Origin of the sequence: Aeromonas veronii bv. veronii, from assembly GCF_000820225.1 — a bacterium.
GTDB classification, from domain to species: Bacteria; Pseudomonadota; Gammaproteobacteria; order Enterobacterales; family Aeromonadaceae; genus Aeromonas; species Aeromonas veronii.
On sequence record NZ_CDDK01000018.1, the window covers coordinates 380,915 to 407,314 of the forward strand.

The window sequence follows — 26,400 nt, forward strand, 5'->3', positions numbered from 1 at the left end:
CTGAGGGCTGGATGAATGGCTGGCGTCACAGCAAGCAGCGCCCAGAGCCAATTCGCCTAGCTCAGCAGGCTCTCGATGACGATAGCCTGACGGGCGGGGGCAGAGCCTGCCTGCAACAGAGCGTGGCTGACCACATCGTCGATCATCGCCTGCGCCAGTCGGGTAAGGGGGCGCAGGGTCTCCCGTCCGCTACCAACCGGCACCGCCAGCAGAATAATAGTCTGCACCGGCCCGATTTGAGAGCCCCACTCGATGGGCTCCTTGCAATTGAGCAGGGTCAGCGCTGGCTGGCTGATCCCTTCGCTCAATACATGAGGCATGGCAAGGCCGGGGCGAATGATGGTGGCCGAGACCTGCTCGCGCCGCTCTACCGCGGCGGTCAGTGTGGCGCAGTCGGTGATCAGCTCGGCGGGCAGCAGATCGATCAGATGCTCGAGGGCCTCGGCCTTGGTCAGCGGTTCGGTGCTATGGGCCAGTTGGCGCAGGGCAAAATGGTAGTCGGGCAGAGCGTTGACCAGTCGCAACTCCGCCAGCGCGGCGGTGCGCGGGCGCACCAGCGGTTGACCCAGTTCCCCGCACCAGCAGGTGAAGGCCATGTGGGCGAGCTCGGCATCGCACCCTTCAATTTGCAACTGGCAGAGATCGCCGGGCTGGGTGGCGAGGGTCAACAGGGAGAGCTGGTTGCTGGCGGCAACGGTCTGACGCCGGGTGAGGTTGGCGCAGCGGATGGTGGATTTGAACATCCCCGCCAGCCGGTTCAACTGCTTGGCCTGGGTGATGCTCAACCCCTGCTGGCAGTAGAAGGTGATTTCGCGGGTCAGCATCAGGCCGGGATCGGCAGGGCCTTGAGTACGGCGTTGGCATCCAGCAGCACGGTTTCCAGTCTCACCTGATGGATGGTGCAGCCGAGGAAGCGCTCTTTCTGCTCAATCTCGATATCGGAGGCAATCAGCACCAGGTCGGCGCTGGCAATATCGCGGGCGGTCAGCATGTTCTCCATGCCCATGGCGCCCTGAGTCTCGACCTTGATCTTGAGTCCCAGCCCAGTGGCGGCTTTTTGCAGGGCATCGGCAGCCATATAGGTATGGGCGATACCGGTCGGGCAAGCGGTGACGGCGACGATCTTCATCTGCTCTCTGTGATGCTGACAAGGGGGAGCAACAAGATAGCGCCAGCGGGGGGCTTTTACCAAAAGTCCATATGAAAAGTGGGATCTTGATGGGGATATGCCCGTCCCTTGAACGGCAGTGCAGGCTCATGCCGGGCCAGCCCAGTGTCTGGTTGCTCCAAACAACAAGGGCCACCCCTGTGGGTGGCCCTGAACAATCTGCGTCTGTTGTTATGGCTATCAGGCGGTCTGGGCAGCCAGCTCGGCGGCTTTCAGTTCGCGCTTGATGCGGCGGATCTTGCGCTCTTCGGCGACTGCGACACAACCCATCAGTACCAGACAGGCGGCGGCTGCGATATCCAGCGCCGCGAAGGTGCCGGTCCAGCCGGTCAGACCGAAGATGGGGGTGCCATCGGCGATCATGCCCAGACCCAGTTTGGCGAAGCTGTCACCAATCAGGTAAGCGAAGGTGCCCTTGACGCCATCGGCCACGCTGATGCCCTGCTTGGGGACGAAGCCCACGGCGGCGACGCCGATCAGCAACTGCGGACCAAACACCAGGAAGCCTAGGGTGAACAGGGAACCCAGGAACATAAACTGGGTAGTCGCATGCTGGTAGAGACCCAGGGTGGCGATGATCAGCGCCAGTGCCACACAGGCAACCAGACCACGACGGCCATTGGCCAGATCGGAGAGGTAACCCCACATCAGGGTGCCGACCAGTGCGCCCACTTCGAAGAAGGTAAAGCCCTGAATAGCCACGTCTTTGGAGAAGCCCAGCTCCTGGTGGGCATAGACGGTAGACCACTGGTCGATACCGATACGCACCACGTAGAGGAAGATGTTGGCAAAGCAGAGCAGCCAGATCACCTTGTTGAGCAGCACGTACTTCACGAAGATCTGCCACTTGGTCAGCTGCTGCTCCTCGGTGGCGATATCCTCTTCGCTCGCCACTTCGTCAAACAGCTCTTCCACCTTGCCAAGGCCATAGGCTTCCGGTGAATCGCTACCAAAGCGCAGGCCGATAAAGCCGACGATCAGGGCGATGATGGAGGGGAAGATAAACATGCCGAGCACGTTGCCATCAAACAGGTAGTTGGCACCGAACAGCGCCACACCGGCCGCACCGGCACCGCCCACGTTGTGGGAGAGGTTCCACATGCCCAGATAGGTGCCGCGCTTGTTGCGAGGGGTCCACTTGGTGATGGTGGAGTAGCTGCACGAACCGCCACAGCTCTGGAAGAAACCGCTCAGGGCGTAGAAGAAGATCATGAAGTAGAGGCTGAAACCGGTGCCGCCCATGCTGGCACTGAAGCCCAGCATGCAGAGTGCGGAGAGGATCAGCATCAGCGGCAGGAACTGCTTGGTGTTCTTGCCATCGGCGTAGTAGGAGACGATGGTCTTGCCCACCCCGTAGGTGATGGAGAAGCCAAGGCCGATCATGCCGAGCTCGGTCATGGAGAGACCGTACTCCTGGATCATGTCATTTTGCGCAATGTTGAAGTTCTTGCGGATCAGATACATGGTCAAATAGCCAATAAATACAACCAGATAAGATTGCATAAACGGCTTGAACCAGAGCTTGCGCCGGGCTTCGACCGGCAGATCCAGGGTGGGGACCCGGACCTGTTGGAGCAATTTCAACATCTTCGTTCATCCTCTGCGAGATAGACGGTATTTCCGCCGCGCCCCTCATTTGTAGATAGGTTGTTCGAGGTCACGCCACGGAAGGGGGAACGGAACGTCGGGGCTGTCAGCCGTTGCTGCGCTCGACGCTCCATCCATATAAACCCGGGCCCGACACGGGATAACGGGGCACATTGCCCGTCGCGGTGCGGGTCACGACATCAGGTGGGGTGACTCTAATAAGAGGGGCAAAAAATGGCTTGAGAGCCATCCCTAGTGGGGCTAGGAAATTTTCCTAGTTTTTGCGCTTTCGCGGACAAAGCGTGAGAAACATCACACCGCTGACGCCGGATTGCTGCCATTTCAGCCAGTTTGGCGCTCTGTGCGAGGGCTGGGCTGGGCTGGGGAGGTGGGATGGATAGGCCAGAAGGGAGCAAGGGAAAGGCAAGGAGAGAGGTGAAGGGAGAGACGAGGAAGAGTGCTTGTTGACCACCATTTCTCGGGGGGTGATATTGGGAAATACGGCTCGCCAGCCATCCCAAAAAACAAGAGGCCACCCCGTGGGGTGGCCTCTTTTTATGCTCTACGAGCCGCGATGGCGATGGAGGTCTCAGGCCGCCTTGGCCAGAGTTACCTCATCACTCTTTTTGACCCGCAGTTTTTTCAGGGCAACAGCCACCACGCCGGTGACGATGGCACCGCAGATCATGCAGAGCAGGGCCAGCAGCGGCTTGTTGACCGCACCCAGCAGGGCCACGATGGGGCCACCGTGGGCAACGCTGTTGGTGATGCCAAACAGGAAGGCCATCACAGCGGCGGTCATGCTGCCCAGCACGTTGGCCGGAATGACGGCCAGTGGGTCACGGGCGGCGAACGGAATCGCACCCTCGGAGATACCCACCAGACCCATGGCACCGGCGGCTTTACCCGCTTCGATCTCGGACTCGTCAAAGATGCCGAGCTTGCGACCGAGCACGGTCGCCAGCGACATGCCAAGGGGCGCAGCCGGGATGGCGCAGGCCATGGCACCCATAAACTGGGTCTGACCGGAGGCGATCATGCCGACGGAGAAGAGGAAGGCCACCTTGTTGACCGGGCCACCCATATCAAAGCCCGCCATACCACCCAGCACGATGCCCAGCAGCACCAGACTGCCACCGCTCATGGAGAGCAGCATGGCGTTGAGGCCGGTCATCATGTCGGCAATCGGGGCGCCGATGATGAAGATAAAGACCGCAGCGATAAACAGGGAACCGACGATGGGGGCGATCAGGATCGGCACCAGCGGTTGCACCATCTTGTGGTACTGACGGGTGGCGATCCAGCGCACCAGATAACCGACCAGCAGGCCCGCAATGATGGCACCGATAAAGCCGGTACCGGCGTCAGCGCCGTAGAAACTGCCGTTGTTGGCGATCCAGCCACCGATAAAGCCCGGTGCCAGCGCCGGACGATCACCGATGGCGTAGGCGATATAGCCCGCCAGAATGGGGATCATCAGGGTGAAGGCGGCCACGCCGACGTTGAGGATCTGGTTCCACATGCTCCCTTCCGGGATCTGCATGCCGCTCGGAGTCGGGTTGCCGCCGATGGCCAGTGCCAGCGCGATAAGCAGACCACCTGTCACCACGAACGGGATCATGTGCGACACACCGTTCATCAGGTAGCGATAGAGATCGGAACTGCCACCCGCGCTCTTCTCTTCACCTTTTTTATCTTCTTTGCCAGCCACATAGGCGGGGGCTTTCAGGGCCTGCTCAATCAGACCCTTGCCATCCTTGATGGGGGCCTTGACGCCGGTCTTGATGAGGGGCTTGCCGTTGAAGCGGGCCATATCCACCTGCTTGTCACAGGCGACCACGATGGCGCTGGCGCGAGCGATCTCGTCCGCGGTCGGGCTGTTCTTGACGCCGATGGAGCCGTTGGTCTCCACCTTCACCTCATAACCGAGCTCCTTGGCGGCGCGCTCCAGCGACTCGGCCGCCAGATAGGTGTGGGCGATACCAGCCGGGCAGCCGGTGACACCGATGATAAAGCCCTTGCTGGTGGTTGGGGCCGCGCTCTGCTCCTCTTTCTTGGCCAGCAGCAGCGCCAGCGCATCGGCCGGAGTGTTGGCCGCCAGCAGCTTGGCGATAAAGCCCTCTTCGATCAGCTTGCCGGAGAGCTCGGCCAGCACCTCGATATGGTGGTTGGCGCCGCCATCGGGGGAGGCGATCATAAAGAAAATATGGGACGGCTTGCCATCTTCGGCGCCGTACTCGATGCCGTTGCGGCTGATGCCGATGGCGACCGCCGGGTTGCATACCGCTGCACTCTTGGCGTGGGGCAGGGCTACGCCATCTTCAAAGCCGGTGTTGCCCAGCTCTTCGCGGGCCCACAGATCCTTGATAAAGGCCTGCTCGTCGCTGACCTTGCCTTGCGACGCCAGCAGGCGGGCCATCTCGGTGAAGACCTCTTCCTTACGCGTCGCTTTCAAATCGAGGTTGATCAGATGTTCATTGATCAAGGTGGTGATCATGGCGCTCTCCCCGCTTCCGGTGACGGAAGCTATGCGTGAGTACGTATCGACGTACTGGATAAAAATGACCTGATCATTATCGCGGCTCGCCCGCACCCTCCCTATCGGACAAATGTGCTAATCACTGGATTTTTGTGCGAAAAAAAACGAGATGTGATGAAGATCCCGTTTTCAGGCAGGACTCGCCATTTTCAGTCAGCCATCCATTTCTTCTTTAAAAACAGATAAATGCATTGGTGTCAGGCTCACCGTCAGGTTTGTAATGCGCCATATCAATAAATTAATCATCAGCAGGGTCTGGATTTATATGTGGTTAAACGGCGCCGTCAGATGTGACCCTTCTCACAAAAAGTCGCCATTTCGCCGGGAGGGTTAGGATTTTTATGCGCCATTTCTCCCCCTGCCTTTTGCCCTCGCTGATAGCGGATTGGCGCGCCCTGGAATGATGCCAGGGCGAGCTTTAATGAGTCCCCAAACCTCTTCGTTGGAAAAAATAGTTTGTTGCATATGCCATAAACTGAGCGTATACATGGCATATGCCAATTACGGCGGCATCATGATCAGACGCTTATCGAGCCGAATGATGCGTGACTAAACCAGTAAAAGTTGATGCGTACGGCTCTTCATCTGGTTGCTGCAAGAGGCTGGGAACATGGCCATGCCAACCGGCAAGCCTGCGGGAAGATCCTGAACAAGGGGACGAGTGCAGAGTGGTAAGGGGCAGGGCTGGAATATCAACAGTGATAGCAGGAGGTCAAATGACCATCATCACAGCCATTCCGATGAATGACGACCATATCGCAGGACATTTTGCCAAGGCAGAGCGCTTTGTATTCGTAGATGAACAGGGGAGCACCCTGGCAGAAATCGCCAACCCGGTGGCAGGCAACGAGTGTAAAAGTGTGTTGGCGGAGCTGCTCCAGGCGCAGGGAGCCCGTCGTATCGTGCTGAAAAATATCGGTAGCAAGATGCTTGGCAAGCTGCTGGGCAGCGGGCTTGCCGTCTATCAGGCCAGTCAGGGGCGTCTCGCTATGGCCGACATGCTGAGCAATGAGTCGGGCCATCTGACCGAGCTGACATCCGCTGAACAGGGCAGTGCATCGCGCTGCGCCGAGGGGGCTGGCCATCACGGCAAGGGAAGCCGTCAATGCGCTCCCCGTGGCCGCCTTGGCAAAGGGGGTTGCTGCAAGTCAGCCTCCGGACAACAGCAGGGTTGTCAGGGTAACCGTCAGCGCAACCACAAGAAATGTTGTGAAGAGTAAGCACAACCGTTAGGCCGAACTGGAGGGGAAAGTTGATGGAAAACCTGAATCAAGAGGGTAAGCAAATCCCCTCCATAACCAAGATTGCACATATGCCTGTCACACTGTTTTCAATCATCATGGGGCTGACGGGGGCGGCAATTGCCTGTCGCAAAGCATTTCCGGATCTGCTGCTGTTGCAGTCGGCAGGTTTCCTGTTCGGGGTCTTGTCTTCCCTGCTACTGGTGACGTTTCTGGTGATGTATGGCTGGAAAATCCTCAGACACAATGACGAGTTCCTGCATGAGCTGAAACACCCGGTCAGGATCAATTTCTTCCCGACCATCTCAATCAGCCTGCTGCTGCAATCCGCCTACTGGGCCAGCTGGCATGATGCAGCGCTGGCCCTCTGGTCGGCGGGAGCCAGCTTGCAGCTGCTCTTCACCCTCTACATCATGAGCAACTGGATCCATCGCGACCATTTCACAATCACCCATACCAATCCGGCATGGTTTATTCCGATTGTCGGCAATATCGTGGTGCCTCTGGGTGGCGTGCCGCTTGGCTTTCACGAGATCAGCCTGTTCTTCTTCAGCATTGGCCTTATTTTCTGGTTCTCTCTGCTGACCATAGTGCTCTATCGGCTGTTCTTTCATGAGAGTCTGCCCGAGAAGCTGATGCCCACCATGTTTATTCTGCTGGCACCGCCTTCCATCGGATTTATCTCGTATAGCGAAATAGCCAGCTCCAGCGACCTGTTTGCCCATGTCATTTATTATTTTGCGCTGTTTGTATTTATCTTGCTGATGTACAACACCCTCACTTTTTTGAAACTGAAATTCTTTCTCTCTTCGTGGGCGTACTCATTTCCATTGGCGGCATTTTCCGCAGCCTCGGCCATGTTTGCCGACGCAACCGGGAATATCATTCCATATTATCTGGCCAAAACAGTGGTGTGTGCCCTGATTGTATTGATCATCTGGTTAATCAGCATGACAGTGCAGTCATTCTATAAAGGTGAGATTTTCACACCGGAGAAATAACGTGATGAAAAATTATCGAGAGATCAATAAAGAACAACACCAGCTTGGCTCTGCTTATCGCAAGAGCAGCCCGGATACCATGAATGCGTTTATTGCGCTGCACAAAGCCGTTATGAAAGAGGACGAGGCGCTGGCGTTGAAATATCGGGAAATGATTGCCCTCGGTATTGGTATCGCTTCTCGCTGCGATGGCTGCATTGCCGCCCATGTTGCCGGGGCCGTGAAGGCCGGTGCTTCGCGAGCGGAGCTGATTGCCACCGTGGATGTCGCGGTATTGATGGGAGGCGGCCCCTCCATCATCTATGGCACCCAGGCACATGCCGCCATCGAAGAGCTGCTCTCCTAGCACTCTGTTCTCAACATGCGAGTGGCCAAATAGCGAGTGAATAGATCAAGTGGATGAATATCAATCAGAGAACTATCAACAGACCATGATGTCCCACGCCCGTTGCATGGTGTGTGGCACTCATAACCCGGATTCACTGGGAATTCGCTTTTATCAGGGGGAGGAAGGGACGACGGAAGGGCTGTTTATTGCCAACCAGCGCCATCAGGGTTACAGCGATATTTTGCATGGCGGCATGACCAGCACCCTGCTCGATGCGGTGATGACACATGCGTTGCTGCAACGGGGAATAAGAGGATTAACAGCGGAGCTGACCGTTCGTTTTATTGCTCCCATCGATATCGGCAGCAAAGTAGCGCTCTCGGCCAGAATAGTCGACCAGCGTCACGGTATCTATCGTCTGAATGCCGTAGCGTCGGTCGGCGGGATGATTGTTGCAAAAGCATCGGCCAAATTTATCAAGCCGAAAGCCAATAACAGGAGTTAGTGTGATGAAAAAAGAGAGTGTGGTTTTACCAGAAATGGATATCGGTATTTCAGCCGCCGATCGCAAGAAAATTGCAGATGGATTGTCGGCACTGCTTGCCGATAGTTACACCCTTTATTTGATGACTCACAATTTTCACTGGAACGTAACCGGCCCGCAGTTCAACAGTCTGCACAATATGTTTATGGATCAATACACCGAGCAGTGGACTGCGCTGGATGTTATCGCCGAGCGGATCCGCGCATTGGGCTTTCCCGCTCCCGGCACATACAAGGAGTTTGTCCGTCTCTCCTCCATTGAGGAGGTCGAAGGGGTGCCCTGTGCCAGTGAAATGCTCAAACATCTGGTGTTGGCGCAAGAAGCCACGGCGAGAACAGCCAGAAAACTGTTCGATCTGGTCGATGCCGTCAATGACCAGCCCACCGCCGATGTGCTAACCCAGCGCATCGATATTCATGAAAAAACCGCCTGGATGCTAAGAAGCATGCTCTCTTGAGGCGTGGGGCTGCCATATCTTTGGCAGCCCGATCTTCCCTTACCTGTTTGGTCCAACCGGGCCCTTTGGCTGCTGTCGTTTGGTTCGATAGCGATGCACGAGCCAGTCAATTCCCGCCATTGCTGCCGCGACGCCAATCATTATCAGAGTGAGGCGGCCGCCCTCCTGCCATGAGAGCAAATCCAGATGAAAGTCCTGCCGAATAAATTCCGGGATCAGGCCGATAGGCAAGGTAATAGCCAGATAGGATATAAATTTTCTGAAAAACATATGGTCAGGTTTTGGAGTCTGTTTGTCTTGGGTCATGTTATATAGGTAAGTGATTTTTATAAGATATTGAAATATTATGTTTTTTTTGGTGGTGACTGTTGGGCTTCACTGCCTTTGGCGACAACCTGCGAGATGTTGCTGGTGATTACACAATATGCGCCACCGACTCCAACCAGCGGGGCACTTGTTGCCGATACCACTCCAGATATTGCTGTGCCTGCGGCTTCTCCCTTCTGGTCAGCAGATTGGTGACCTCAATAATCAGCCAGCACTTGGCCATGACGAGATGGCGCAGCAACCGGTCGCCAGAGTGCAGCGAACTGTGGCGCTGATAGCGTTCAATGATGGTTTCATACTCAGCCCGTGAACCCATCCGCGGCACCAGCGGGGCCAGATCGATGGCCGGGCTGCCATAACCAAATCGTTCCCAGTCAAATAACACCAGCTCACCATTGTTGCGGGTGCCCCAGTTGCCTTCATTGCTATCTCCCGAAATCAGGCATGACTCCTCGAATAGTTCGTGACCAACTTGCTGGATATGGCGGATCTTCTCGTTTACCGCTTCCGGCAAGCAGAGTACAGAGAGCGCCTCGTTGGTGTCGACGAGCGACCAGCCGTGAGTTTTCACCGCAAAGTCGGGCTGATAGTTGGCGTTATGAAGGTTGGCCAGCTGAGCAAAGGTCTGTTCGTTGTGGTGCAGCTGCGTGAGCGTGACCGGATGAGGGATCTGCTCAAGGAACAGGGTCTCCCCTTCGACCTTGAGCAGGGCAGGAGTGTTGAGCCTGCTTAAATGCAGTGCGGCGCGTTGGTAGAAATGGCGTTCGACAGGCGATGCGCCGCTTTTTCTGATACAGGGTTTGCCATCCAGCAGCTGGATATTTACCGAAGCGCCCCCCATTTTCGCCAACTCCTCTTGCGTCATCCTCTACCCCGTTAGCTATGAGTGGTCAGTTGAGTGAGATAGCTATTTACCGCTTCACGAGTCGTGAAATGGTGCTTGTCGTTTGGGAATCGATCAAACAGCTCGCGATGGAAGTGGCGGGAGCTTTTGCCGGCTCGTTGCCCATATTCCGATGCCCACACCAGCAGTTGTTGAAAGTTCTTTTCCGCTGCCACTGCATCCCGTTGCCTGGCGCTTTGTGACCCGCGCGATAGCAGTGAATCCCGGCATACAGACCAGTCGAGATCCAGAGATAGCAAGGTATCGGCGGCATCAAGCAGTTGCTCGACCAGGGCGCCAAATACCCCTTCGACCACCCATGATGGCTCTTGAGCAAGTGTTTGAATGGCATGATCAATCTCATGCTGGGGCCGTTTTTGGTTAAAGCCGCCCGGTTGCCAGACGATGGTATCGAGATTGACCTCGCGGATAGTTAACTGTTCAGCCAATCGAGCCGCCAACCAGCTCTTGCCCGATCCCGAGTTGCCAATAATCAGAATACGTTTCATCTATGAGCGCTCTTTATATGCCTAATTGGCTGGTGACGAACTTTGTTGCCACTCGCGCTGGAGGATGGCGAACACCACGGTATCCCACCACTGATCTTTGAAGAAACGGTGTTCGCGAAAATATCCCTCTTGCCTCATGCCCAACGTTTTGCATAACCGTCTCGCAGCGCGATTCCGGCTGATGGTTTCTGCATAGACCCGGTGTACCGCCAAGGTCCGGAAACCAAAATCCAGCAAGGCATGCGCTGCTTCATTGATTAAGCCATGACCCTGATACTCCCGGGACATGCCGCAGCCCATCGATGCCTGATTATTTGCTTCAAGACGCAGGCAGACCGTGCCAATAAATTCCCCAGTCGCTTTGTACTCGATGGCCAATTGATAGGATCTACGAGGGTGTTCGCTCGCCTGCTCGATAAACAGTCGGGTGAGCTGTCGATATTTATCCGGGTCGCAATCTGACTCGCTGTAAAACCGCTGATACTTGCTCTCTTGCGAGATAGCGACAAATGCCGCCTCATCAGTTGGCTGCATATCGCGCAGTATAAGATGTGTTGTTTCAAGCTTGAACATAACGTCCTTGTTAATCGCACCGCTTGTTTGGTCACAGAATGTGTGGAGGCTGGAAGGTAGAGGTGATGACGCTGGGAGTGGATTAAAAGTAGGTTGGCGGTTCGCCGACATAGCGTGGCAGCCTATGAGAGAAATGCATGCAATCACCCCCCGGAATGCGCCTATACCCCAGCCTCTCGTAGAAGTGATGGTCGATATCTGCATGGAGGAAGGTGGCGACGGCATCGGGACTATCCAGCAGCATGCCTGTCACCCCACGTAGTAGATGAGTGCCAAATCCTTGCCCCCTCATCGCAGGTGTCGTTGCCAGTGAACCTATGCCAAAACAGCCCTGGCCAAGGCCAAATAGGTCCCGATAGACGATAAGGGAAGAGACGGGCTGATTGCCCACAATAAGGACATACCACACACCGGAGCGGTATTTTTGACTGGCGTGGCAGCTCGCCAGATATTCAGTCGGTGACAGTCCTTCGCCCCAAGCATTAAAGCCCATCCAGAAGATGGCATTCAGTTCATCTGGGCTGGCTTTTCTTGTCTGCATCCTGCATTCATCCCTTTACCAGTGTCATGGCGATCGATATGGCTCTCGTTGCTTTCGATGAGATATGGCGACGCTGAATTGATCCCCCCAACATTTATCTCCATGGCGCTACAGGCTGCTGAGGGTAGACCAGTTCAAGGTAGAGTCGCAGCATATCCTTGTGCTGGATGCCGTGCTCCATCAGGGGCTCCGGGTAGTGGATAAGAAAGTGATCCTTGACAACGCCATCCACACGAAAGCCGTGGCGCTGGTAATAGGTGAGCTGGTGGCCGAAGCTGCCGGTGCCGAGCTCAACGCGGCATACCCCTTTCCCGGCCAGGCCCGTCAGCACGAAGCGCAGCAGGCCGGAGCCGATGCCTTGCTGCTGGCGATTGGGGGCAACGGCGATATTGAAGATCTCGGCTGTTTGCTCCCCCACCAGACCCGCCACACAGGCGCCCACTACCTCGTTGCCCGCCAGGGCGGCAAAGCCCCAGGCGCCGGGCAGATAGGCGGCGATGCTCTGCTCTGCGGGATCGGCCTCCAGCAGCAGCGCCAGCGGCAGTTGACCGGGGGCCATCTCGACAAACTTCATCTTTATCGCGCTTTTATCTTGCTTTGTGCTGGTGATTGTCCGGGGCGCACCGCCCTCTAAGCCTCAATATTCCAGAAACTTCTCTCCGCAACGTTCGCAGACCAGATGTTTTACATGGGTGGCCTGATAGGCGAGGGTCTGGCCGAATACCGCATTGGTCAGGCTGCTGGAGCGAAAGGCTTGCCAGAAGGCTTTGCGCGGGTCTTTGGGCATCACATCCTGGCTGTGATCCCGTGGCACCAGCACCACGATATGGCGGGTACGTTCGCCGCATTGGTCACAGCGATGGATTTCACTCGGCGGATTCTGGTCGTGCGGGTTGCTCATAAAGAGGCTCGTGAAGAGAGGGAGACACCCATCATATATCTCTCCACTTGGCTCTCAATCTCTCCTTGCCGGCGCAGTGAGCAGCCTCACGTTTTGGCGTGCTGTTGGCTAGCAGAAGGAGTGAATTATCAAGGCGCGGGCGTGAGCCCCCGCCGTAATATAAGGTTCAAGCCGACTCGTGCAGAGTGTTGGCATGGGCAAGCCAGGCTTCTTCGGTGACGATACGTACCGAGTGTCCTTTCTCCTGCAACAACATGGCCTTTTCGATTTTTCTGCCGTATGAGGAGAAGCGCCAATCCCGCGAACTGAGCTCACCGATGATGAGGTAATCAAGTTTCTGGGTGACAGAATCTTGGGGAGTTGCCCCCAACAGCAAGGCTGTTTCCTCGCACTGTCGGCGTGTACCGGAAAGAAACATGCCGGTGAAGCAAACAGTACAGTCATATAGGGTATCTATTTCGGAGTTACTGATGGCCAACTTGGTTGCCATACCCGTGACAGCCCCCTGCTCGAAGGGATTGCCGATAAACAACATCAATTGTTGCTGCAACTCCTCTCTCTCTTCGGCAGTAATAATGCCATCCAACAGGATACGCTCCACTGTCTGATACAGCTGTTTTCCGGGATAGTGGGCCCTCAGCATGCTGTTTTGTTTCATCCACCAACTCAGGTAATGGATCTCGTCATCGGACAGCTGTTGATCTCCCATCAACCCCTGACAGAGCCCCTCGAGTAATAGCTTGTCTGATTCCTCTGAATAGAAGTCGACACCCGGTAAATGACGATATGTTTCCATCAGACGGGGAAGCGCACTCATAAGGTGGACTTTTTCTTCTTCACACAACTTACCGTCTTGCAGCACATTAGCGACCATTTCTCGTAGCTCACGAAAGATCCAGCCGTTGAGGCTGGCACTCTCTTTGAGCCAAGTATCCAGATAAAGGATCTCCTGCTCATCGATGAGACTGTCTGCGATTATGCCATCCAAGATCCCCATCAGATTATTCAACTGCTTGTCGCGGTTGCGTGCTGCATTGTAGTTAGCGACTGGCTGGCCATGACGATTCAATTCACCCATTGCATGATCCCTTGCTGGTTACAAAGAGAGTGGGAACTACCCGTAGAGATATGGCTCGCTGCGGGTGAACCTAATGACCTCATCATATAAAAGATGGCTTCAATCAGGCCAGAAGACTTGTCTGCCATTCGTCACGCATGTGAGCTTTGTCGAGAAATGGTTCCCAAGAAGATTGGAGATAAATGTCCATGCTTGCCGGGTGGCGGGCCAACTCATGTTCATCTAGTAAATGGCGGGAGCTCAGGCCGACTCCCGCTTTTGCAGATTGGGGGTGATGATATGGCGGTTGGGGGCGAGCTCGGGTTGCTGCATCCTGGTCAGCAGTCGTTTTGCCGCCTGACGGCCGATTTCGCGGGCCGGTGAGCTGACAAAGGTGAGGGCGGGGGAGGTGAGTTCGGCCTCCGCCACATCGTCAAAGCCGAGCAGGGCCACCTGCTGGCCGATGTAGTTGTCCTTGCCCACGGTGCGGCCGCTCGCCTCGACACCATAGATGGCGCCGAGCGCCACCTCGGGGTAGTGGCAGAGCACGGCGGTCACCTTGGGGTGCTGGTGCAGCAGCTGGGCGATGGTGTCGGCAGCGCTGCGCTGGGTGCGCTCGCACTCCAGTACCCACTCCGGTTTGAAGGGCAGGCCATATTGCAACAGGCTGGCGCAGTAGCCACCGATGCGCTCGGCGCGGGTGAGGGAGTCGGCTCGCCCGCCGACGTAGGCGATATGGCGGTGGCCCTGCTCGATAAGGTAGGTGGTGGCCTGCTTGGCGGCGTGGGTGTTGTCGGGGCCGATAAAGTCGACGTCATCACGATAGTAGGAACGGGCGGCGCACACCACCGGCAGCTCGGAGTCGATCAGGGTCTCCAGCGTCTTGGCCGCCGCGCCGCGCACCGGATTGAAGATGATGCCCGCCACCCCTTGGCGTGACAGGGAGTGGATGCTCTGCTGCAGCCGCTCCGGGCTGTGGCCGCACTGGGTCAGAAACAGCAGATAGCCCTGCTGCTCCAGCACCTCGCTCACCCCGGCGGTCACCTCGGTATAGAAGGGGTCGGTGATGTCGCGCAGGATCAGCCCCACCAGATTGGACTGCTGGCTGCGCAGGTTGGCGGCGGCGCTGTTGGGCACATAGTCGAGCTCTTTTATCGCCTGTTGCACCCGCTCGGCGGTGGCCGGGGAGATACGTCCCTTGCCGTTGAGCACCATGGAGACGGTGGTGACCGACACTCCCGCCCGCTGGGCGACATCGGTGATCTTGGTGGCTTTGGCAGAGAGGGATTTGGGCGACATAGGGTGAACGGACGATGGCATGTTGAGAGCGAGGCCCCAGCATACCTGCTCAGATGCTCAAGTGAAACGTTACATCACCATTGGGCCGATCCGGCTCACAAATTTGGAACCTGCTGCCAGCCAGCCCCCTTATTCTGTGATCCTGTCGGCACTTGTAAGTTGATAAAACGTTTTATCATCCGGCAAAACCTGATGCTGACCCGCGCCTCTGCTTCGAGATTGCTACGAGCAGCCACGGGGAAAGCCGCAGATATTGCTGTCTATTCACAAGGAGCCGTTTCATGGCCAAGCCTCAAGCCAAATCCACCATCTGGGAGTTCCTGCAGAGCCTCGGCAAGACCTTTATGTTGCCGGTCGCCCTGCTGGCCTTCTCGGGCATCCTGCTCGGTGTCGGCAGCTCGCTCACCAGCGATGCGGTCAAGCAGAGCATGCCTTTCCTCGACAATACCGTGCTGCAACTGCTGTTCCTCTGGATGACCAAGGTGGGGCTGGTGGCCTTTATCTATCTGCCGGTGATGTTTGCGGTGGCCATTCCGCTCGGGCTGGCGCGAGAAGAGAAGGGGGTCGCGGCCTTTGCCGGTTTCGTCGGCTATGCGGCGCTCAACCTCTCCATCAACTTCTACCTCACCGTGGCCAACGTCATCGGTGACGCGGCGGCGGAGAAGGCCTACGGGGTGAAATCGATCCTCGGTATCAGCTCCATCGACACCGGGATTCTGGGGGCCATCATCGTCGGGGTGATTGTCGCCAAGTTGCACGCCCGTTTCTACACCTACAAGATGCCCGATGCGCTCGCCTTCTTCGGCGGTGCCCGCTTCGTGCCCATCATTACCGCACTGGTGCTGGGTGTAGTCGGTCTGGTCGTGCCATTTGTCTGGCCCTGGTTTGCTGCTGGTATCAACGGCATCGGGGCGCTCATCTCCCACGCCGGTCCCTTCGGCCCCTTCCTGTTCGGTACCGGTGAGCGTCTGCTGCTGCCACTCGGTCTGCACCATATTCTGGTGGCGCTCATTCGCTTTACCGAAGCGGGCGGCACCCAGCTGGTATGCGGTCACGAGGTGAGCGGCGCCCTCAATATCTTCTACGCCGAGCTCTCTTGCGCCGACACTTCCGGCTTCTCTGTTTCTGCCACCTCCTTCCTCTCTCAGGGCAAGATGCCTGCCTTCCTCGGCGGCCTGCCGGGTGCGGCGCTCGCCATGTATCACTGCGCCCGTCCGGAAAATCGTGGCAAGATTAAGGCACTGCTGGTCTCCGGCGTGGTGGCCTGCGTCATCGGCGGCATCACCGAGCCACTGGAGTTCCTGTTCCTGTTCGTGGCGCCGGTGCTCTACGTCATTCACGCCATCCTGACGGGTCTGGGCTTTATGACCATGGGGCTGCTCGGCGTCACCATCGGCAACACTGACGGCAACCTCATCGATTTTCTGGTGTTCGGCGTGCTGCAAGGCACCGCCACCAAGTGGTATCTGGTGCCGGTCGCGGCCGCTATCTGGTTTGCCATCTACTACAGCGTGTTCCGCTTCGCCATCGTGCGCTTTAACCTGAAAACCCCGGGCCGCGAAATTGAAACCAGCGAGACTGCCCAGCCCGCAGGCAAGAAGGCAGGCAACAGCGGTTACAACGGTGAAATCATCCTTAACGCACTTGGCGGCGCCGATAACATTCTGGCGCTCGATAACTGCATCACCCGCCTGCGGATGTCGGTGCAGGACATGAGCCGGGTCGATGACAAGGTATTGAAAGCGAACGGTGCCATCGGGGTGATCAAGCTCGATGAGCACAACCTGCAGGTGGTGATCGGCCCGCAGGTACATCTGGTGAAAAACCAGCTGCAGAGCCTGATGGGGGCCTGAACCGGCCAATAAGATCCGAACGGGGGGCGCAAGCCTCCCTTGTTTGCCTCTCCCAATATGTCTCCTGTTTATGGAGGGAGAAACTTCATGCACGATATTTATGACTTCGACCATGTGGTCGACCGCCACGGCACCTACTGCACCCAGTGGGACTATGTGGCCGACCGTTTTGGCCATGCCGATCTGCTCCCCTTTACCATCTCCGACATGGATTTCGAGACCGCCCCCTGCATTCGCCAGACCCTGGCAGCCCGCCTTGAGCACGGGGTCTTTGGCTACAGTCGCTGGAATCACGACGACTTCAAGGGGGCGGTGAGCAACTGGTTTGCCCACCGCTACGGGGCGAGCCTCGACCCCGAGACGCTGGTCTACGGCCCCTCGGTCATCTATGTGATTGCCCAGCTGGTGAGCCTCTGGTCGGCGCCGGGGGAGGGGGTGCTGGTGCATACCCCCGCCTACGACGCCTTCGGCAATATGCTGACTGCCAACGACAGGGTGCTGCTGCCATGCCCGCTTAAAAAAGAGCAGGGGAGTTACCAGATCGACTGGCAATGTTTCGAGCAGCAAGCCGCTCGCCCCGATTGCCGGATTATGCTGCTCTGCAGCCCCCACAACCCCACCGGCCGGGTCTGGACGCGGGATGAACTCGGCCGGATGGCCGCCATCTGCCAGCGCCACAGGGTCAAGGTCATCTCGGACGACATCCATATGGATGTGAGCTTTGCCCGCTACCTGCCGTGGAGCGAGGTGGCACCGGACGAGAGCTGGGCACTGGTGAGTTCGGGCTCCAAATCCTTCAATATTCCCGCCCTTGGCGGTGCCTATGCCTTTATTGCCAACGCCGCGGCGCGGGCCGCCTATCTGCAACGGCTCAAGGCGGCCCATGGCCTCTCATCGCCCCCCATTCTCGGGGTGCTGGCCCATATCAGCGCCTATCGGGACGGGGCTGCCTGGCTCGATGCCCTGAAAGCCTACCTGCACGGCAACCTCACCCATGTGGCGGCGCGGCTCAACGCCGCCTTCCCCGCCATCGACTATCGGGTGCCCGAGGGAACCTATCTCGCCTGGATTGATCTGCGCGGCCTTGGCATCGACTCCACCGAACGGATGGATGCGCTGCAAACCTTGCTGGTGGAGAAATATCGGGTCGCCATCATGCGCGGCGACACCTACGGCCCGGAAGGCACAGGTTATATCCGCCTCAACGTCGGTTGCCCGCGCTCGAAGGTTGACCAAGGACTCGACGCCCTGATCGGCGCACTGGGGGAGGTGGTGTAGAGCAAATCCATTCAACATGAGACACATAACGGGGCCATCAGTGATGGCCCCGTTATGTGGGGAAATATAAAAAACCGCCCCGGAGAGCTGAGGCGGTTTTTTATTTAACGATACCGAGATGAGCCGTGGGCGACATAAGGGCTCAGCGATAGCGGCCACGTACCGAGCTGCTGGCGCGGCCGGCCATCTTGATCAGGCTCTGGCGGGTGTGCAGGTGGCAGAGCGCGACGCCGAGGGCATCTGCTGCATCCGCCTGCGGGGTGGCGGAGAGTTTCAGCAGATGGGTCACCATATGCTGCACCTGCTCCTTGGCGGCGCCGCCGGTGCCCACCACCGCCTGCTTGATCTGGGTGGCGGAGTATTCGCTCACCGGCAGATAGGCGTTGACCGCGGCGACGATGGCGCTGCCCCGGGCCTGTCCCAGTTTCAGGGCCGAGTCGGCGTTGCGGGCCATAAAGACCCGCTCGATGGCAAACTCGGTGGGCTTGAACTGGGTAATGATCTCGCATACCCCGTCATAGACCTGCTTGAGGCGCTCCGGCAGCTCGCCGCAATCGGTGCGGATGCAGCCAGAGCCCAAGTATTCGGCCTTGCCGCCCACGACCCGGATAACCCCGTATCCGGTGATCCGCGAACCCGGATCGATGCCCAAAATAATGCTCATGGGTGTTGATTGCTCTAAACGCGAGTGATGGCCGCCAAGATAGCAAACTGTGGCCTGTTTGGCTGTATGTCCCGGGTCAAGCGGGCAAAGATTGGCCAGCCTGCGTCGAGCCTGGTTAGCCCTTGAACAACGCTATGGTGTCGCCATCCTGCAGGCTGCCTGCGCCACGCACCACCACCCGATCCCCCTGCTTGAGGGCGCCGCTCACCGCCACCTGCTGGCTGTCGCCAAACAGCACGGTGACCGGCACCCGATTAACCTTGAGCGACTTGCCGCTTCGCGCCACCTGATAGACAACGCTGCCATCGGTGCCGAGCACCAGAGCATCCCGGGGCAGCAGCATGCTTTGCTGATCCCCCAGTGGCAGGGCAACCCTTACCGGCGAGCCGATGATGAAGTTGCCCGCTTCCGGTTTGAGGCGCAGCTCGATGAGGCGCGACTTGGGATCGGCGCTGGCGGCTCGCTGGTAATAGACGCCGTGACCGCTCAGCTGCTCCCCCTCCACCCGCAGCCGGGTTTGCGGCGCCAGCTGCTGGGCCCATAGAATGGGGGCTTGCAGGCGGATATCCGGCTGATCCGGGTTGACCAGCTCCAGCGCCTGCTCGCCCGCGTCCACATGCTCGCCGGGCTGGATGAAGTGGTTGTTCACCACTCCGTCGAACGGGGCATAGATGTGGCTGCGGCGCAGCTGTTCTTCAATCTGGTTCACCTGTATGGCGGCCAGTCGCTCGGCCAGCGCGGCCTGCTCCACATCATAACTGGCCTTGTCGTACTGGCTCTGGGAGGCGCTCTTTTGCTGGTGCAGTCGGGTGATCCGCTGGGATTCGGCGCGAGCGAAGCGCAGGTTGCTCTGCCATTTCGCCTGCTCGGCGCGAGCCTGCTCCAGCGAGAGGCGCAGTGCCGCGCTGTCGAGGCGCAGCAGCTCGTCCCCTTTTTTGACCCGGCTGCCAAATTCGGCGATCCACTCCACCCGGCCGCTTACTTCGGCGCTGAGCGCCGCCTGCTGACGGCTCGCCACCGTGCCGCTGACCCAGATATTGGCGGCCGCATCCCCTTGGGTCACATCCGCCAGGGTCACCATCTTGCCCTGAGCGGCCAATACCGGTAGCGCACTGCCTGCAATCAGCACCGCGCCAGCCAACATTCGGGTAATCATATGTGTCATTGATGAGCTCCTTGCTCAGGCCCGCTGGCGCAGGGGTTGTGGGATCGCCACCTGCTCCCCGAGACGCAGGAAGGCAGGCAACAGGATCAGGGTAAACAGGGTGCTGCAACTCATGCCGCCGACAATGACGGTGGCGAGCCCGCGGTAAATTTCGCTCCCTTCGCTCGGGCTCAGCATCAGCGGCAGCATGCCGAAGATGCTGGTGAGGCTGGTCATGGCGATGGGACGCATCCGGCTTTGCAGGGCATCGGCCACCGCCAGCTGACGGCTCATGCCGTCCCGCTCGGCGGTGCGGGTCTGATGCACCAGCAGGATGGCGTTGTTGACCACCAGTCCCAGCAGGATGACAAAGCCGATGATGGTGAGCAGATCCATCGGCAGCGGCACCAGCAGCCCGCTCAGTTGCAGCGCCAGCACGCCGCCAACCGAGGCAAGGGGCAGGGTGAGCAGCACCAGCAGGGCATCCTTGATGGAGGCAAACACCCCCCACAGCAGCACCAGCAGGATCACCACGGCGAACAGGAAGATGGTCCCCAGATTGTCGAGTGCCTGTTGCAGGCTGTCGGCATTGCCGGCAATGCGCAGCTCGCCACCAGCGGGCAACAGGGGGCGGATGGCGGCAAAACTGCGGTTTTTCAGGGTGTCGATCACCTGCTCCATGGTCATGCCTGCCGGGGGCGCTATCTGCAGGATGATGCTGCGCCGCCCATCGGCCCGGAAGATGCTGGCCGGGCCCATGTCGTGCTCCACCCGCAGCAGCTCGCCAAGGGGGACGATGCGCCCGGAGGGGGTGGCCAGCGGCACTGCCTTCAGTTCGTCCGGATTGGCGGAGCTCTGCCCCATCAGCATGATGTCGAGCCGATCCTCGCCATCGAAATACTCGCCAACCCGCAAGCCGTCGCCAAAGGTCTGGATGATGGTGGGCAGGGGCGTGCGATCCCAACCCACTTCGGCGAGGCGCCGATCTTGCGGCACCAGTTTGAGCTCGGGGGCGGTGAAGTCGAGACTCGGCTCGGGCCGGATCTGTGCTCCCGGCAAGTCCTTGCTGAGGATCCCCATGCTGGCACGGGCCGCCTGATAGAGCTCGGGCAGGTTGCCTCCCTGCAGCAGCAAGGAGACGCCGTTCTCGCTGTCAAAGCCGCCAAACAGCGACCCCTGACCGCCGAACACTCGGGTGTCGGGAATACCCACCAGCAGCTGTTTCATCAACAGGCTCTCCAGCTCCTTGATGCGATTTTCGTCCTTGGGGCGCACGCCAATCTGGGCGCCCCCCGGGTAGCGCAAGATGTAGTAGTTCTTGAGGGCAGGCTCTTTCTCCCCCTTCATGTAGGGGGCGAGGCGGGCGATCAGGGTATCGATCACCTCTTCCCGCTGGGCCTTGAGGTTGACCCCTGGGGTGAAGTTCATCCAGACATCCACCGCGTCCCGTTTCACGTCCGGCAGATAGTCCATCTTGGGCAGCAGCGCCCAGGTGGCCAGTGCCGGCAGACTCATCATCAGGGTGATGACCGTCCAGCGCTGGCGTGAGGTCGAGGTCCAGCGGATCACGTGACGGGTAGTGCGCTGCCACAGCGACTCATAGGGGTCGGTCAGCGTTTCATGTCCCATCCAGCGCGCCGCCACCGCAGGCAGCACGATGACGGCGACCAGCATGGAGACCGTCACGGCGCAGGCGATGGTGAGCGCCAGATCGGCAAACAGCTGACCCTCCACATCGTTGAGCAGCAGCACCGGCAGGAAGATGGCGACCGTGGTGAGGGTGGAGGCGACCAGCGCCGTCCACACCTGACGGGTACCTTCGAGCGCCGCCTCCGTCTTGCTCAAATCCCCCCGCTCGTGGCGCCGGTAGATACTCTCCAGCACCACGATGGCGGCGTCGAGCACCATGCCGACGGCAAAGGCGATGCCCGCCAGCGAGATGATGTTGAGGGTGCGATCCATCACTTTGAGCAAGCAGAAGGTGAGCATGATGCTGATGGGGATGGCGAGGGCAATCATCAGGGTCGCCTTGAGCTGGCGCAGGAAGAGCCAGAGGATGGCACAGGAGAGCAGCACCCCGAGCCCCAGGTTGGCAGTGACCATGCTGACGGCGCGATTGATGTAGAGGGAGGCATCGAACGACTGCTCCATGTGCAGCCCGACCGGCTCCAGCACCTCGCGGTTGAGCTCGTTCACCCGGGCCTTGATCGCCTCAAGGGAGGCCAGGGCGTTGGCACCGCTCTCCTTGAAGATCTGGGCGGCGATGGCGGTATTGCCGTTCTGGATCCGCAGCACCGGGTTCTCTTCCCTGGCCACCCTTACCTCCGCCACATCCCGCAGATAGATGGGCAGGCCATCGCGCCAGTCCACCACCTTGTCCCCCAGCGTCTCGACATCGTAGCGACCGGCGAAGCGCAGCTTGTACTCCCAGCGACCGATGTCGAGGGTGCCGGCCGACACGTCCCAGCCGGTGGTGGCGCGGCTGGCCAGCACCGGGATCTCAACTCCCAGCTCGGCGGCGCGGTAGGGGTCGAAGCGGATCTGGATCTGGCGCTCGTTGATCCCCTCGACTGCGACTGTCGAGACCCCTTCGATGCGTTCCAGCTCGGGTTTGACCCGCGCCTCGATCAACGCCTGATGATCATCGATCACCCCTTGGGCACCGGGCAGCTGCTGGATGAAGAAGAAGGTGAGGGTATCGTTGCTGCTGTAGTTGTTGACGTAGGGACCGCCAATCTTGTCCGGCAATCCCGAGACCCGGTTCAGTCGCGAAATCACGTCGAGTTGGGCCCGCTGCATGTCGGTGCCGAGGGCAAACTCCATGTCGATTTCGGTAAAGCCGGGATAGCTGTTGCTGACAAGGCTCTTGAGCCCCTGAACCCCCTGCATCTCCTGCTCGATGGGGTCGGTGATCTCCGACTCCATCTCTTGCGGCGAGGCTGAACGCCAGCTCACCGAGATGTTAAGGTGTGGACGGTCGATGTCGGGGAACAGCTGGATCGGCAGTCCCCGGATGCTGAGCAGGCCCAGCAGGAAAATCAGCACGATCGAGACCGCCACCCAGATGGGGCGTTCGATCGCCGTTTTGGCGAGGTTCATTCACTCTTCCTGAGTTGTTGTTATCGGCCATTCCGCTGGCCTTGCTTCCAAAGCCCCTGCAACAGGGACTCAAGCATTTAACTGGAATTCTCCCGGCTTGTAAATGCATGGTTAACAAACAAAAAAACCGGCCACGAGGGCCGGTTTGGTACTGGTTTGCCAAGGGATCAGGCGGCGTGCTCGACCTTGTTTGGCTGCTTGTTTGCTTGCTGGGAGAAGCCTTCCAGCTCGCCCGGGGCGAAGTTGTCTACCTGAATCGCTTCGTAGCGCAGGGCATCGGCGGCCAGCAGTTTGTCCGCTTCGTCCTTGCTCAGGATGGAACCGGCCAGTGCGGCGGCAACCAGCTCCGGCAGCGCCAGTTTGCGGGGTAGTTTGCCCTCTTTCTGGGCCTGCACCAGCTTCTTCTCGTAGGGCTGCACAGCGACCATGGCCTGGAAGGCGCGCTCCATCAGACCGACCGGATCTGCCTCGTCTTTGCCGACATAGCAGAGGGCGGTCAGACGGTCGCGGAATTCGCCCGGCTTCATCATGGCCAGACAGATGGCGTGGCAGCGATCGTCTGCCGGCATCTTGTAACCGACGCCGAACGGGAACACCACCCGCTTGAGTACGGCACCCACTACCTTGTTCGGGAAGTTCTGGAAGAAGCCCTCGAACGCCTTGCCAATCAGGTAGAGGTTGCGCTCCACCGCGTACTGCACGAACGGCAGATCGGAGACCATGCGGCCCTGATCCTCGTAGTGCTTGAGGGTGGCGGAGGCCAGATAGAGGTGGCTCAACACGTCACCCAGACGGGCGGAGATCATCTCCTTGCGCTTGAGATCGCCCCCCAGCATCAGCATGGAGACGTCGGCGCACAGGGCCAGCCCTTTACTCATGCGGGAGAGCTGTTTGTAGTAGCGAGCGGTTTCACCGGCTACCGGCGCGCTGTTGAACTGACCCAGGGTCAGCCCCTGGAACAGGGAACCGAAGAAGTTGCCGGCGCCGAAGGCGATGTGCTTCATCAGCAGGGCGTCAAACTTCTCGAGACCGCGCTCCACGTCGGTGTCAGCCGCTGCTTCCAGCTCGGCAAACACGTACGGGTGGCAGCGGGTAGCACCTTGCCCGAAGATCATCAGGTTGCGGGTCAGGATGTTGGCCCCTTCCACCGTGATGGCGACCGGAATACCCATGTAGGCGTAGCCGGTGTAGTTTTTCGGGCCCAGCTGGATGGCACGACCGGCGTGGATGTCCATGGAGTCATCCATGATCTGACGCGCCATTTCGGTCATGTGGTACTTGGAAATCGCGGTGACGATGGCCGGTGCCTGACCCAAGTCCAGCGAACCGGCGGTCATGCGACGGGCCCCTTCCAGCTGATAGGTGAGGCCGCCGATGCGAGCCAGCGCCTCTTGCACCCCTTCAAACTTGCCGATGGACATGCCGAACTGCTTGCGCACATAGGAGTAGGCACCCACGGTGCGGCTCGCCATGTGACCGCAAGCGGTACCCAGAGCAGGCAGCGAGATGCCGCGACCGGCGGAGAGGCACTCCACCAGCATGCGCCAGCCACGACCGGCGTAATCCGGGCCGCCGATGATCCAGTCGAGCGGAATGAACACATCCTTGCCGAAGGTCGGGCCGTTCAGGAACGCCAGACCCATGGGGTAGTGGCGATCGCCGACGCGCACGCCCGGGTGGCTGGTGGGGATGAGCGCGCAGGTGATACCCAGCTCCTCCTTGTCACCCAGCAGTTTTTCAGGGTCATAGAGTTTGAACGCCAGCCCCAGCACGGTGGCGCGCGGCGCCAGGGTAATGTAGCGCTTGTTCCAGTTGAGGCGAATACCCAGCACCTCTTCACCCTTGTGCATCCCTTTGCAGACGATCCCCTTGTCAGGAATGGCGCCGGCATCGGAGCCCGCTTCCGGCCCGGTCAGGGCGAAGCAGGGCACCTCTTTGCCATTGGCCAGCCCCGGCAGCCAGAAATCTTTCTGGGCCTGGGTGCCGTAGTGCATCAGCAGCTCACCCGGGCCGAGAGAGTTCGGTACCATGACGGTGACCGCCACGCTCAGACTCTTGGTGGCAATGCGGGTGACGATGGTGGAGTTGGCAATCGCCGAGAACTCGCGGCCGCCATAGGATTTCGGGATGATCAGGGAGAAGAAGCCTTCCTTCTTCAGATAGTCCCACACCGGCTCCGGCAGGTCTTTGGTTTCGTTAACGATCTTGAAGTCGTCAACCATGGCGAGCAGGGTTTCGACCTGATTGTCGATAAAGGCCTGCTCCTCTGCGGTCAGCTCGGCCTTGCCGTAGCCGTGCAGTTTTTTCCAGTCGGGGTTGCCGCGAAACAACTCGCCATCCCACCAGACGGAGCCGGCTTCCATGGCCTCCCGCTCGGTAGCTGACAAGGGCGGCAATATCTTTTTGAAGATGCCGAACACCGGACGGGTTACCACCTTTTTACGGATGGAGGGTACGCCGAGCACAACGGCTATCGCCAGCACCAGCAGGACAAGCAATGTGATCATACCGAAGTTCCTTCTATTTCACTGTTTCCGTTGATTTATTGTTGGTTGTTACACGGCCAGGGAGAGCCTGGTCGACTCCACGGGCGCCCCGACTCCGGACGCCAGATAAGGAATAACGTTGCGCACCAACCCTTCCACATCGAGCTGCTGGCCAAAGTCGGCCAAGGCGATGTCGCGCAGCGCATCGGCGGAGGCCATGGTGAATACGACGGTGCCCAGGGTGAAGTGCAGGCGCCAGAAGAGGTCCGCCGGCGACAGGGCCGGATTGGCCTTGGAGATGGCCTGGGTGATCCGCTGCAAAATGGGGCCATAGTGGGCGGTGATAAAGCGGCGCAGGTGGCCCTGGCTGTCGATATAGCCGCGCCCAAGCAGCTGCATAAAGATGGCCGGGCCGTTGGCCCGCACGGCCGAGAGCTTCATCAGCGGCTCGACAAAACTTTCAAACAGTTGCAGCAGGGTCAGCTGCTCCTGCTCCATCAGTACCCGCAGGCGGGCATCGAGATCGGGCATAAACAGGCTCAGGTAACGGTCGAGCACCGCCTGGATCAGCTCCTTCTTGGAGCCGAAGTGATAGTTCACCGACGCCAGATTAACGTCGGCCTCACTGGTGATCAGACGCAAAGAGGTATCGGCGAATCCCCGCTCGGCAAACAGCACTTCAGCGGCGTCGAGAATACGGTTTTTGGTATCGATTTTACTCACTGGACACCTCACTTAAACGAATGTTTAAAAAGTACGTTTCATAACGTGAAGTGTCAAGAGAATGTGAATGAGTGTTAGCGGAATGTTTTTCGATGAAAAAAGCAAAGTGGGCGGAACTTAGTCAAAAAGCAGGACTCTATATCTATGCCACTGCAATTAAACATTAAGTCTCGCCCAACCAGCACCATGCTAGTTGGG

Annotated in this window: 24 protein-coding genes; 7 read left to right on the forward strand and 17 right to left on the reverse strand. The window is 58.7% G+C overall.

What is annotated here, in order from left to right; all coding sequences use genetic code 11:
* Positions 1 to 56 precede the first annotated feature (56 nt).
* From BN1139_RS08025 to BN1139_RS08040, 4 genes are all read right to left on the reverse strand, one after another.
* Entirely contained in the window at positions 57 to 824 is a 768-nt protein-coding gene (locus BN1139_RS08025; RefSeq protein WP_013723563.1) for a PTS sugar transporter subunit IIA, read from the reverse strand.
* The gene (locus BN1139_RS08030) at positions 824 to 1,129 is read right to left on the reverse strand and encodes a PTS fructose transporter subunit IIB (RefSeq protein ID WP_005334611.1); all 306 of its coding nucleotides are present in this window, start codon (positions 1,127 to 1,129) and stop codon (positions 824 to 826) included. The genes BN1139_RS08025 and BN1139_RS08030 overlap by 1 nt, the downstream gene beginning before the upstream one ends.
* A gap of 219 nt (positions 1,130 to 1,348) precedes the next feature.
* Positions 1,349 to 2,755, reverse strand: a complete 1,407-nt coding sequence (gene uhpT, locus BN1139_RS08035) for a hexose-6-phosphate:phosphate antiporter (RefSeq protein WP_005353611.1) — start codon at positions 2,753 to 2,755, stop codon at positions 1,349 to 1,351.
* A 589-nt stretch (positions 2,756 to 3,344) separates the two neighbouring features.
* A complete protein-coding gene (locus BN1139_RS08040; RefSeq protein WP_005353608.1) occupies positions 3,345 to 5,252 on the reverse strand; it encodes a PTS fructose transporter subunit IIABC in 1,908 nt (635 codons plus the stop codon).
* Positions 5,253 to 6,010: 758 nt separating this feature from the next.
* Here BN1139_RS08040 and BN1139_RS08045 point away from each other — a divergent pair.
* Genes BN1139_RS08045 through BN1139_RS08065 form a run of 5 tightly spaced genes read left to right on the forward strand, consistent with a single transcriptional unit; the run spans position 6,011 to position 8,865 of the window.
* A complete protein-coding gene (locus BN1139_RS08045) occupies positions 6,011 to 6,514 on the forward strand; it encodes a NifB/NifX family molybdenum-iron cluster-binding protein (RefSeq protein ID WP_005353606.1) in 504 nt (167 codons plus the stop codon).
* A 35-nt stretch (positions 6,515 to 6,549) separates the two neighbouring features.
* Positions 6,550 to 7,536: an SLAC1 anion channel family protein gene (locus tag BN1139_RS08050; RefSeq protein ID WP_005353603.1), complete on the forward strand. Its 987-nt coding sequence runs from the start codon at positions 6,550 to 6,552 to the stop codon at positions 7,534 to 7,536.
* 4 nt (positions 7,537 to 7,540) lie between these two features.
* Positions 7,541 to 7,882: a carboxymuconolactone decarboxylase family protein gene (locus tag BN1139_RS08055; protein ID WP_005353600.1), complete on the forward strand. Its 342-nt coding sequence runs from the start codon at positions 7,541 to 7,543 to the stop codon at positions 7,880 to 7,882.
* Positions 7,883 to 7,931: 49 nt separating this feature from the next.
* On the forward strand, positions 7,932 to 8,369 hold the full coding sequence (locus BN1139_RS08060) for a PaaI family thioesterase (RefSeq protein WP_013723564.1): 438 nt from the start codon (positions 7,932 to 7,934) through the stop codon (positions 8,367 to 8,369).
* Positions 8,370 to 8,373: 4 nt separating this feature from the next.
* Complete coding sequence (locus tag BN1139_RS08065) at positions 8,374 to 8,865, forward strand: Dps family protein (RefSeq protein WP_005353597.1); 492 nt, start codon at positions 8,374 to 8,376, stop codon at positions 8,863 to 8,865.
* A gap of 415 nt (positions 8,866 to 9,280) precedes the next feature.
* Here BN1139_RS08065 and BN1139_RS08075 read toward each other — a convergent pair whose 3' ends face one another.
* From BN1139_RS08075 to BN1139_RS08110, 8 genes are all read right to left on the reverse strand, one after another.
* Complete coding sequence (locus tag BN1139_RS08075; RefSeq protein WP_232297620.1) at positions 9,281 to 10,057, reverse strand: phosphotransferase family protein; 777 nt, start codon at positions 10,055 to 10,057, stop codon at positions 9,281 to 9,283.
* A gap of 11 nt (positions 10,058 to 10,068) precedes the next feature.
* Positions 10,069 to 10,584 (reverse strand): P-loop NTPase family protein, encoded by a 516-nt coding sequence (locus BN1139_RS08080; protein ID WP_005353589.1) that lies wholly within the window; start codon positions 10,582 to 10,584, stop codon positions 10,069 to 10,071.
* A gap of 21 nt (positions 10,585 to 10,605) precedes the next feature.
* Positions 10,606 to 11,157, reverse strand: coding sequence for a GNAT family N-acetyltransferase (locus tag BN1139_RS08085; RefSeq protein ID WP_005353585.1), 552 nt, complete (start codon positions 11,155 to 11,157; stop codon positions 10,606 to 10,608).
* An 82-nt stretch (positions 11,158 to 11,239) separates the two neighbouring features.
* On the reverse strand, positions 11,240 to 11,698 hold the full coding sequence (locus tag BN1139_RS08090) for a GNAT family N-acetyltransferase (protein ID WP_005353582.1): 459 nt from the start codon (positions 11,696 to 11,698) through the stop codon (positions 11,240 to 11,242).
* A 94-nt stretch (positions 11,699 to 11,792) separates the two neighbouring features.
* Entirely contained in the window at positions 11,793 to 12,272 is a 480-nt protein-coding gene (locus tag BN1139_RS08095) for a GNAT family N-acetyltransferase (RefSeq protein ID WP_005353579.1), read from the reverse strand.
* 63 nt (positions 12,273 to 12,335) lie between these two features.
* Positions 12,336 to 12,599 (reverse strand): hypothetical protein, encoded by a 264-nt coding sequence (locus BN1139_RS08100; RefSeq protein WP_005353577.1) that lies wholly within the window; start codon positions 12,597 to 12,599, stop codon positions 12,336 to 12,338.
* A gap of 166 nt (positions 12,600 to 12,765) precedes the next feature.
* Positions 12,766 to 13,677, reverse strand: a complete 912-nt coding sequence (locus BN1139_RS08105) for a BRCT domain-containing protein (RefSeq protein ID WP_005353575.1) — start codon at positions 13,675 to 13,677, stop codon at positions 12,766 to 12,768.
* A gap of 240 nt (positions 13,678 to 13,917) precedes the next feature.
* On the reverse strand, positions 13,918 to 14,955 hold the full coding sequence (locus BN1139_RS08110) for a Mal regulon transcriptional regulator MalI (RefSeq protein WP_005353573.1): 1,038 nt from the start codon (positions 14,953 to 14,955) through the stop codon (positions 13,918 to 13,920).
* A 281-nt stretch (positions 14,956 to 15,236) separates the two neighbouring features.
* Here BN1139_RS08110 and malX point away from each other — a divergent pair, with 281 nt between their 5' ends.
* Positions 15,237 to 16,808, forward strand: coding sequence for a maltose/glucose-specific PTS transporter subunit IIBC (gene malX, locus BN1139_RS08115; RefSeq protein WP_005353570.1), 1,572 nt, complete (start codon positions 15,237 to 15,239; stop codon positions 16,806 to 16,808).
* An 87-nt stretch (positions 16,809 to 16,895) separates the two neighbouring features.
* A complete protein-coding gene (locus BN1139_RS08120) occupies positions 16,896 to 18,086 on the forward strand; it encodes a MalY/PatB family protein (protein WP_005353567.1) in 1,191 nt (396 codons plus the stop codon).
* 142 nt (positions 18,087 to 18,228) lie between these two features.
* On the opposite strand, the gene ruvC is transcribed toward BN1139_RS08120, so the two are convergent.
* The 5 genes from ruvC to psrA all read right to left on the reverse strand — a co-directional run bounded on the left by ruvC (position 18,229) and on the right by psrA (position 26,202).
* A complete protein-coding gene (gene ruvC, locus BN1139_RS08125) occupies positions 18,229 to 18,750 on the reverse strand; it encodes a crossover junction endodeoxyribonuclease RuvC (RefSeq protein WP_005334512.1) in 522 nt (173 codons plus the stop codon).
* A 115-nt stretch (positions 18,751 to 18,865) separates the two neighbouring features.
* Positions 18,866 to 19,915, reverse strand: a complete 1,050-nt coding sequence (locus BN1139_RS08130; protein ID WP_005353562.1) for an efflux RND transporter periplasmic adaptor subunit — start codon at positions 19,913 to 19,915, stop codon at positions 18,866 to 18,868.
* Between the two features lie 15 nt (positions 19,916 to 19,930).
* Positions 19,931 to 22,993: an efflux RND transporter permease subunit gene (locus BN1139_RS08135; protein ID WP_005353559.1), complete on the reverse strand. Its 3,063-nt coding sequence runs from the start codon at positions 22,991 to 22,993 to the stop codon at positions 19,931 to 19,933.
* 167 nt (positions 22,994 to 23,160) lie between these two features.
* Complete coding sequence (locus tag BN1139_RS08140) at positions 23,161 to 25,500, reverse strand: acyl-CoA dehydrogenase (protein ID WP_005353557.1); 2,340 nt, start codon at positions 25,498 to 25,500, stop codon at positions 23,161 to 23,163.
* 48 nt (positions 25,501 to 25,548) lie between these two features.
* Positions 25,549 to 26,202 (reverse strand): TetR family transcriptional repressor PsrA, encoded by a 654-nt coding sequence (gene psrA, locus BN1139_RS08145; protein ID WP_005334507.1) that lies wholly within the window; start codon positions 26,200 to 26,202, stop codon positions 25,549 to 25,551.
* Positions 26,203 to 26,400: the final 198 nt, after the last annotated feature.